At 71.1% G+C, this 8,219-nt stretch carries 7 protein-coding genes and 1 pseudogene; all 8 read right to left on the bottom strand.

Features of this window, described 5'->3' with window-relative positions:
• Nucleotides 1-495: pseudogene (locus ACPYOM_RS19440) on the bottom strand (NADH-quinone oxidoreductase subunit L); the annotation flags it as partial.
• 15 nt (nucleotides 496-510) lie between these two features.
• Nucleotides 511-801, bottom strand: a complete 291-nt coding sequence (gene nuoK, locus ACPYOM_RS19435; RefSeq protein WP_481340822.1) for an NADH-quinone oxidoreductase subunit NuoK — start codon at nucleotides 799-801, stop codon at nucleotides 511-513.
• A 5-nt stretch (nucleotides 802-806) separates the two neighbouring features.
• A complete protein-coding gene (locus ACPYOM_RS19430) occupies nucleotides 807-1,595 on the bottom strand; it encodes an NADH-quinone oxidoreductase subunit J (protein WP_481340789.1) in 789 nt (262 codons plus the stop codon).
• Nucleotides 1,592-2,410 (bottom strand): NADH-quinone oxidoreductase subunit NuoI, encoded by an 819-nt coding sequence (gene nuoI / locus ACPYOM_RS19425; protein ID WP_481340790.1) that lies wholly within the window; start codon nucleotides 2,408-2,410, stop codon nucleotides 1,592-1,594. The genes ACPYOM_RS19430 and nuoI overlap by 4 nt, the downstream gene beginning before the upstream one ends.
• Complete coding sequence (gene nuoH, locus ACPYOM_RS19420) at nucleotides 2,403-3,809, bottom strand: NADH-quinone oxidoreductase subunit NuoH (RefSeq protein ID WP_481340791.1); 1,407 nt, start codon at nucleotides 3,807-3,809, stop codon at nucleotides 2,403-2,405. The genes nuoI and nuoH overlap by 8 nt, the downstream gene beginning before the upstream one ends.
• The gene (locus ACPYOM_RS19415; RefSeq protein WP_481347214.1) at nucleotides 3,806-6,304 is read right to left on the bottom strand and encodes an NADH-quinone oxidoreductase subunit G; all 2,499 of its coding nucleotides are present in this window, start codon (nucleotides 6,302-6,304) and stop codon (nucleotides 3,806-3,808) included. The genes nuoH and ACPYOM_RS19415 overlap by 4 nt, the downstream gene beginning before the upstream one ends.
• On the bottom strand, nucleotides 6,301-7,647 hold the full coding sequence (nuoF, locus tag ACPYOM_RS19410; protein WP_481340793.1) for an NADH-quinone oxidoreductase subunit NuoF: 1,347 nt from the start codon (nucleotides 7,645-7,647) through the stop codon (nucleotides 6,301-6,303). Before nuoF ends, ACPYOM_RS19415 begins: the two co-directional genes overlap by 4 nt.
• A partial coding sequence (gene nuoE, locus ACPYOM_RS19405; RefSeq protein WP_481347213.1) for an NADH-quinone oxidoreductase subunit NuoE occupies nucleotides 7,644-8,219 on the bottom strand: 576 nt, incomplete at its 5' end. The genes nuoF and nuoE, both read right to left, overlap by 4 nt.

Below are 8,219 nucleotides of genomic sequence, written 5' to 3'. Positions count from 1 at the left end.
GAGCAGGAGCATCGCCGCGACGAAGAGGTTGAGGTAGGCGAAGAAGCGACGCTTGTCGGGGTCGTGCTCCATGTAGCCGATCGAGTACACGTGGATGAGCGAGCCGACGAACGTGATGAGCAGGACGAAGACCATGGACAGCTGGTCGACGAGCAGGCCGGCGTTCACGTGGAACGAGCCGGCGGCCACCCAGTCGAACAGGTTCACCGACTGTGCCCGGTCCTCGGTGCCGCGGCCGAGCATCGCGAAGAACACGAGGGCCCCGACGACGAAGGAGCCCCAGGACAGGACGGTCGCGAGGACCGGTCCGACCTTGTCGGTGCGGCGTCCGCCGAGCAGGAGCAGCGCCGCGCCGAGCATCGGCAGCGCGACGAGCAGCCAGGCGGCCGACGTGATGCCGGTGGCGGCGTGCGCCTCCCCCTCGTGGGCGGCGAGGCCCGCGTACGTGCCCAACGAGCTCGAGTGGCCCGTCAGCGTCTGGACGAGAGTTCCCATTCGGTCCGGCGCTCCTTACAGCTTCAGCAGGTTGGCGTCGTCGACCGAGGCCGACCGGCGGGCACGGAAGATCGCCATGATGATGGCCAGGCCGACGACGACCTCCGCGGCGGCGACGACCATGACGAACAGGGCCATGACCTGACCGTCGAGGGCGCCGTGCATGCGCGAGAAGGTGACGAGGGCCAGGTTCGTCGCGTTGAGCATGAGCTCGACGCCCATGAACACGATGATCGCGTTGCGGCGCGTCAGCACCGTGGCTGCACCGATGGCGAAGAGCAGCACCGCCAGGTAGACGTAGTGCATCGGGCTCACTTGGTCTGCCCCTCCTCGATCTCGTGCTCCAGGTACCGCTCGACGTCGCGGAGCCCCTCGGTCGTCGCGACCTGGTCGCGGGCGACGAGGACGCGCGAGACGGACAGGTCGCTCGGCGTGCCGTCCGGCAGGAGGGCAGGGGTGTCGACGGCGTTGTGGCGGGCGTAGACGCCGGGGGCCGGCAGGCCCGCGACGTGCGTGTTGTCGCGGACGCGCTTGGCGGCCCACTCGGCCTGCGTCCGGCGCGGCACCAGCCGCTCGCGGTGCGCGAGGACCATGGCGCCGAGGGCAGCCGTGATGAGCAGCGCGGACGTGACCTCGAAGACCCAGACGTACTGGCCGAAGATCAGCTCGGCCAGCGCCGTGATGTTGCCCGTCTCGGCGTTGGTCGACTCGAGCTTGTCCATGCCGGTCTGCACCGTCGGCTGGTCGAGGGTCGCGGCGCCGATCGAGAAGAAGAGGACCCCGGCCAGGCCGATGACGAGCAGGAACGCCGCCCACTTCTGGCCCCTGATCGTCTCGACGATCGAGTCGGAGGAGTCGACGCCGACGAGCATGAGCACGAACAGGAAGAGCATCATGACGGCGCCGGTGTAGACGAAGATCTGCACGATCCCGAGGAAGTCGGCCTTCTGCATGATGTAGAAGACGCCGAGGACGCACATGACGAGCGCCATGCCGAGCGCGGCGTGCACGGCCTTCCTGGCGAAGAGCAGGCCCAGTGCCGCGACGACCGCGAGCGGGGCGAGCAGCCAGAAGCCGACGGCTTCGGCGGTGGAGGTCACGGGTTGGCCCCTTCCCGGGTGTCGGCCGCGGTCGGGTTGACCGCGTGGACGAGGTCGTGCTGTCCGGGGCCGGCGGCGGCGACGTTGCCCGGCGCCTCGGCGTACTCCGGGAGGTCGAGGTCGTCGGTGTCCGCCGCGGCGTCGCGAGCGTCGACGTACTCGCGCTGCGCGTCGGTCGGCCCGGTGACCTTGCCGAGGTAGTAGTCGCGCTCCTCCATGCCGTCGGCCATGGGGAACGGCGGCGGGAGCATGCCGCCCTGGAGGGGCGCGAGGAGCTGGTCCTTGGTGAAGATCAGCTTGCCGCGGTCGTTGTCGGCCAGCTCGTAGAAGTTCGTCATCGTCAGGGCCCGAGTGGGGCAGGCCTCGATGCACAGGCCGCAGAAGATGCAGCGCAGGTAGTTTATCTGGTAGACGCGGCCGTAGCGCTCGCCGGGGCTGAAACGTCCGGCGCCACCGGGCGAGTCGTCGTTGTCTGCGCCCTCGACGAGGATCGCGTCGGCCGGGCAGGCCCACGCGCACAGCTCGCAGCCGACGCACTTCTCGAGGCCGTCGGGGTGCCGGTTGAGCTGGTGGCGGCCGTGGAAGCGCGGCGCCGTCGGGCGCGGCTTCTCCGGGTACTCCTCGGTGGCGACCTTGCGGAACATCGTCGAGAACGACACCCCGAAGCCGGCGACCGGGGCGAAGAGCTCGGAGAGGAACCCCTTCTCGCGATCGTCACCGGAGCCGGTGCGGTCCTGGTCTCGGGCAGGCCTGCCGACGGCGCCGGAGCCCTGCGCGGGCCCGGCGACGTCCTTGCCGACGGTGTCGTCAGCCATGGGTCTCCTCCTTGGCGGGAGTCGAGGTGGTCGTGCTGCTCGCCGTGGACAGCACCGGCTCGGAGCCCAGGCGGTGGCCCGGCTCGACGAGGCGCTGGCCCGGCAGCGGCGGGACGGGGTAGCCACCGGCGAACGGGTCGACCTCCTCCGGCGGGCGCTGCTCCTCGGCGGCGAGGCGGGCGGCGCGCTTGTCGTCCCAGATCCAGGCCGCGGCGAGCGCGATGACGGCGACGACACTGACGATGACGACCGTCGCGACCGACAGCTCGCGGCCGGCGATCGTCAGCTTGCTGTCGCCGAGGAAGTTCAGCTGCGCGCCGCGGATGAAGGCGACGGCCATGACCCACGCGAGCGTGATCGGGATGAGGAACTTCCAGCCGAAGCGCATGAACTGGTCGTACCTGACCCGGGGCAGCGAGCCGCGCAGCCAGACGAACAGGAACATGAACAGCCAGAGCTTGACGGTGAACCAGAGCAGGCCCCACCAGCCGCCGTTGAGGGCGCCGTCACCGATCATCGCGATGAACGGCGGGGCCTGCCAGCCGCCGAGGAACAGCGTCGTGGCGAGCGCCGAGACGGTGAACATGTTGACGTACTCGCCGAGGAAGAACATCGCGAAGCGCATCGAGGAGTACTCGGTGTGGAAGCCCCCGGTGAGCTCGCCCTCGCCCTCGGCGAGGTCGAAGGGCAGGCGGTTGGTCTCGCCGACCATCGTGATGACGTAGACGGCGAACGAGAAGAACGCCGGCAGGATGTACCACAGCGAGCTCTGGGCCGACACGATCGACGAGGTGGACATCGAGCCGCTGTAGAGGAAGATCGCGACGAGCGAGAGCCCCATGGCGATCTCGTAGCTGATGACCTGGGCCGTCGAGCGCAGGCCACCGAGCAGCGGGTAGGTCGAGCCCGAGGACCAGCCGGCCAGGATGATGCCGTACACGCCGACCGATGCGACGGCCAGCACGAGCAGGACCGCCACGGGCACGTCGGTGACCTGCAGCGGCGTCCGGTGGCCGAACATCGACACCGTGCCGCCGACCGGGATGATCGCGAACGACACGAACGCCATCGTCGCCGCGATGAGCGGGGCCAGCGTGTAAATGATCTTCTCGGCGTTGGCCGGCGTGATGTCTTCCTTGAGCATCGACTTCATGCCGTCGGCGAGGGTCTGCAGCAGGCCGAAGGGGCCGTTGCGGTTGGGCCCGGGCCGCTGCTGCATCCGGCCGATGACGCGACGCTCGAACCAGATGACGAGCAGCGTCGACACCAGCAGGTAGACGAAGATGCCGACGGCCTTGATGAGCGAGACCCACAGGGGGGTGTCACTGAAGTCGGCGGACGGGTTCTCGGTCATCGGGGTGAGCGTGGCCACCCCTGCTGCCGCGAGGCTGAGGCTCATGCGGCACCACCCTTCGTGACGGAGACGCGGCCCCCGGCGTCGGTACCGAGGCCGGTGTGCACGGAGCTGCCCCTGCCGGTCGAGGTGCCGGTCGAGGTGCCGGTCGAGGTGCCGGAGTGGCGCGAGCTGGCCGGCAGCCACACGACGCCGTCGACCATGTCCTCGACGACGACGGCAGGCAGCGTGACGCTGCCGGCCGGGCCGGACACGGTGACCGGGTCGCCGTCGGCGACGCCGACGGCGGCGGCCGAGGCGACCGAGAGCCGGGCGACCGGCTTCGGGGCGGTGCCGGCGAGGAACGGCTCACCGTCCTGCATCCGGCCGGCGTCGAGGAGCGTGGCCCACGTGGACAGGACGAAGTCGCCGCCGCCCGAGGCGGCCCCGGCGGTCCGGTGGCCGGCCGGCGCGACGGTGCCGCGAGGACCGCCCCAGGGGCCGAGCTCCTCGAACTGCGCGTGGATCTCGGCCTGGGTGCGGGTCTCGAGGAAGAAGCCCATCTCGCTCGCCAGCATGTCGAGGGCGCGGTGGTCGCTGACCGCGTTGGAGGCGAGGGCCTCCTCGAAGGGACGGATTCGGCCCTCCCAGTTGACGTACGACCCGGGCTTCTCGGCCTGCGGCGCCACCGGCAGGACGACGTCGGCGACGGCCGTGACGGCGGACTCTCGCAGCTCGAGGGAGACGACGAACGCCTTCTCGAGCGCGGCGGCCGCGTCGGCCTGGAGGTCGCCGGGCAGGTCGGCGGGGTCGACGCCGCCGACGACGAGCGCGTCGATGGCGCCGGCTGCGGCGGCCGCGAGGATGCCCGCGGTGTCACGGGGCGCGGCGTCGGGCAGCGTGTCGACGTCCCAGGCGCGGGCGACCTCGGCGCGTGCGGCCGCGTCGGTGACCGGACGCCCGCCCGGCAGCAGGGCACCGAGCGCGCCCGCCTCGAGCGCACCGCGCTCCCCCGCCCGGCGCGGCACCCACGCGAGGCGTGCACCGGTCGTCGCGGCGAGGTCGGCGGCGGCCCGGAGGGCGCCGCGCGCGGTGGCGAGGCGCTCACCGACGAGGACGATGCCCCCACCGGCCAGGGCCTCGCGGGCCTGGGCACCCAGCTCGGTCGAGCCGAGGTCGGCCAGCGCCAGGGCCTCGTCGCCGGGGACGGTCGGCAGCAGCGTGCCGCCGAGCTTGGTCAGGCCGCGCGTGGCGTGCGACGCGATGGCGAAGACGCGGGTCCCGTTGTGGCGGAACGCCTTGCGCAGCCGCAGGAAGACGATCGGCGACTCGTCCTCGGGCTCGAACCCGACGAGCAGGACCGCCGGCGCCTTCTCGAGGTCGGCGTAGGTGACGGCGCCACCTTCCGGCCCGGTGGCCGCGACGTGCTCGGACAGGAAGGCGACCTCCTCGGCCGAGTGCGGACGCGAGCGGAAGTCGACGTCGTTGGTCCCGAGCACGATCCGCGCGAACTTGCCGTAGGCGTAGGCGTCCTCGGCCGAGACTCGCCCGCCGGTGATGACGCCGGCGCGTTTGCCGGCCAGGCCGGCCGCGGCGGCTGCGAGGGCCTCGGGCCAGCCCACGACGGTGAGCTCGCCGTCGGCGTTGCGGACCATCGGGTACTCGAGGCGGTCGGGCAGCGTCGCGTACGTGAAGGCCCAACGACCCTTGTCGCAGTTCCACTCCTCGTTGACCGCCGGGTCGTCGAGGGCCATCCGGCGCAGCACGACGCCGCGACGGTGGTCGGTGCGGATGGCGCAGCCGGACGCGCAGTGCTCGCACACCGACGGGGTCGACACGAGGTCGAACGGCCGGCTGCGGAAGCGGTAGGCCGCCCCGGTCAGCGCACCGACCGGGCAGATCTGGACGGTGTTGCCCGAGAAGTAGCTCTCGAAGGGCTGCTCCTCGTAGATGCCGATCTGCTGGAGCGCGCCGCGCTCGACGAGGGCGATGAACGGGTCACCGGCGATCTGGTCGGAGAAGCGGGTGCACCGGGCGCAGAGCACGCAGCGCTCGCGGTCGAGCAGGACCTGCGAGGAGATGTTGACCGGCTTGGGGTAGGTGCGCTTGACGTCCTCGAAGCGCGACACCGGACGGCCCGCGCTCATGGCCTGGTTCTGCAGGGGGCACTCGCCGCCCTTGTCGCAGACCGGGCAGTCGAGCGGGTGGTTGATGAGCAGCAGCTCCATGACGCCCTGCTGCGCCTTGTCGGCGACCGGCGACGTGTGCTGCGTGTTGACGACCATGCCCTCGGACACCGTCATCGTGCACGAGGCCTGCGGCTTCGGCATCGGGCGGACGTTGCCCTCACGGTCGGGCATCGCGACGTCGACGAGGCACTGGCGGCACGCCCCGACGGGGTCGAGCAGCGGGTGGTCGCAGAAGCGCGGGATCTCGATGCCGACCTGCTCGGCGGCGCGGATGACGAGGGTGCCCTTGGGCACGCTCACCGGGACGCCGTCGATGGTGAGGTTGACGAGGTCGGGCGCCACCGGCGCCTTGCTCTCGGTCGTGGCGGTCATGCGGACACCATCCCGCTGGACTCCTTGGACTGGGTCGGTGAGGTCTGGACCGGGAAGAGCACCGACCGCTCCGGCGGGAACAGCTCGTGCGCGGGCGTGTGCATGCCGGCCTCGAACTCCTCGCGGAAGTACTTGACGGCAGAGGTGATCGGGCTCGTCGCGGCGTCACCGAGGGCGCAGAAGCTGCGGCCGAGGATGTTGTCGCAGATGTCGACGAGCTTGTCGATGTCGTCCTGGGTGCCCTGGCCGTTCTCGATGCGGTTCATGATCTGGCGCAGCCACCACGTGCCCTCGCGGCACGGGGTGCACTTGCCGCACGACTCGTGGGCGTAGAAGTCGGTCCACCGGGCCACGGCCCGCACGACCGACACGGTCTCGTCGAAGACCTGCAGCGCACGGGTGCCGAGCATCGAGCCGGCCGCGGCGACCGAGTCGAAGTCGAGCGGCACGTCGAGGTGCTCCTCGGTGAAGATCGGCGTCGAGCTGCCGCCGGGCGTCCAGAACTTCAGCCGGCGGCCCTCGCGCATGCCGCCGGCGAGGTCGATGAGCTCACGCATGGTGATGCCGAGCGGCGCCTCGAACTGGCCGGGGTTGGTGACGTGGCCCGAGAGGCTGAAGATGCCGAAGCCCGTGGACTTCTCGGTGCCCATGCCCTTGAACCAGTCGGCGCCCTCGAGGATGATCCCCGGCACCGACGCGATGGACTCGACGTTGTTGACCGATGTGGGGCGCGCGTAGAGGCCCGCGGCACCCGGGAACGGCGGCTTGAGGCGCGGCTGGCCGCGGCGGCCCTCGAGCGAGTCGAGCAGCGCGGTCTCCTCGCCGCAGATGTACGCGCCGGCGCCGGCGTGCACCGTGATGTCGACCGTGACGCCCTTGCCGCCCACGTCGTCGCCGAGATAGCCGGCGGCGCGGGCCTCCTCGACGGCGCGAAGCAGGCGGCGGTAGACGTGCACGACCTCGCCGCGCAGGTAGATGAACGCGTGCTCGCAGCCGATGGCGTACGAGGAGATGATGACGCCCTCGATGAGCGAGTGCGGGTTGGCCATCATGAGCGGCACGTCCTTGCACGTGCCCGGCTCGGACTCGTCGGCGTTGACGACGAGGTAGCGCGGGCCGCCGTCGGGCGGGCTCATGAACGACCACTTCATGCCGGTCGGGAAGCCGGCGCCGCCGCGGCCGCGGATGCTGGAGTCCTTGACGGCGTCGATGATCGCCTGCGGCTGCATGTCGAGCGCCTTGCGCAGCGCCTTGTAGCCGTCGTGACGCTCGTAGGTCGCGAGGGTCCAGGACTGCGGGTCGTCCCAGAACTTCGTGAGGATCGGGGTCAGCGTGTCGGTCACTTCGATCCGTCCTTCCCGTCGGGCTGCGAGCCGTTCGCGCCGCCGGCACCCGGGGCCACCCAGCCACGCTCGTTGGCGATCCTCAGGCCGAGCAGCGAGGCCGGCCCGGCGCCCACGCCCTCGTCGCCGCGTCCGTCGTGGAAGCCGGCGAGCACGCGCGAGACCTCCTTGAAGGTGCACACCTTGGCGGCGCCGCGGGTCGGGGCGACCTCCTTGCCGGCGCGCAGGTCCTCGACGAGGCCGATGGTGCTCTCGGGCGTCTGGTTGTCGAAGAACTCCCAGTTGGCCATGACGACCGGTGCGTAGTCGCAGGCCGCGTTGCACTCGACGCGCTCGAGGGTGATCTTGCCGTCCTCGGTGGTCTCGTCGTGGCCGACGCCGAGGTGCTCGGACAGGCGGTCGAAGATGAGGTCGCCGCCCATGATCGCGCACAGCGTGTTGGTGCAGACGCCGACCGTGTACTCACCGTTGGGGTGGCGCTTGTACTGGGTGTAGAACGTCGCGACACCGCTGACCTCGGCCTCGGTGAGGTCGAGGACCTCGGCGCAGAAGGTGACGCCGCGACCCGTGAC

The sequence above is a fragment of the Monashia sp. HAY1-2A genome (assembly GCF_056755315.1).
This window is presented reverse-complemented; position numbering and strand designations above follow the sequence as displayed.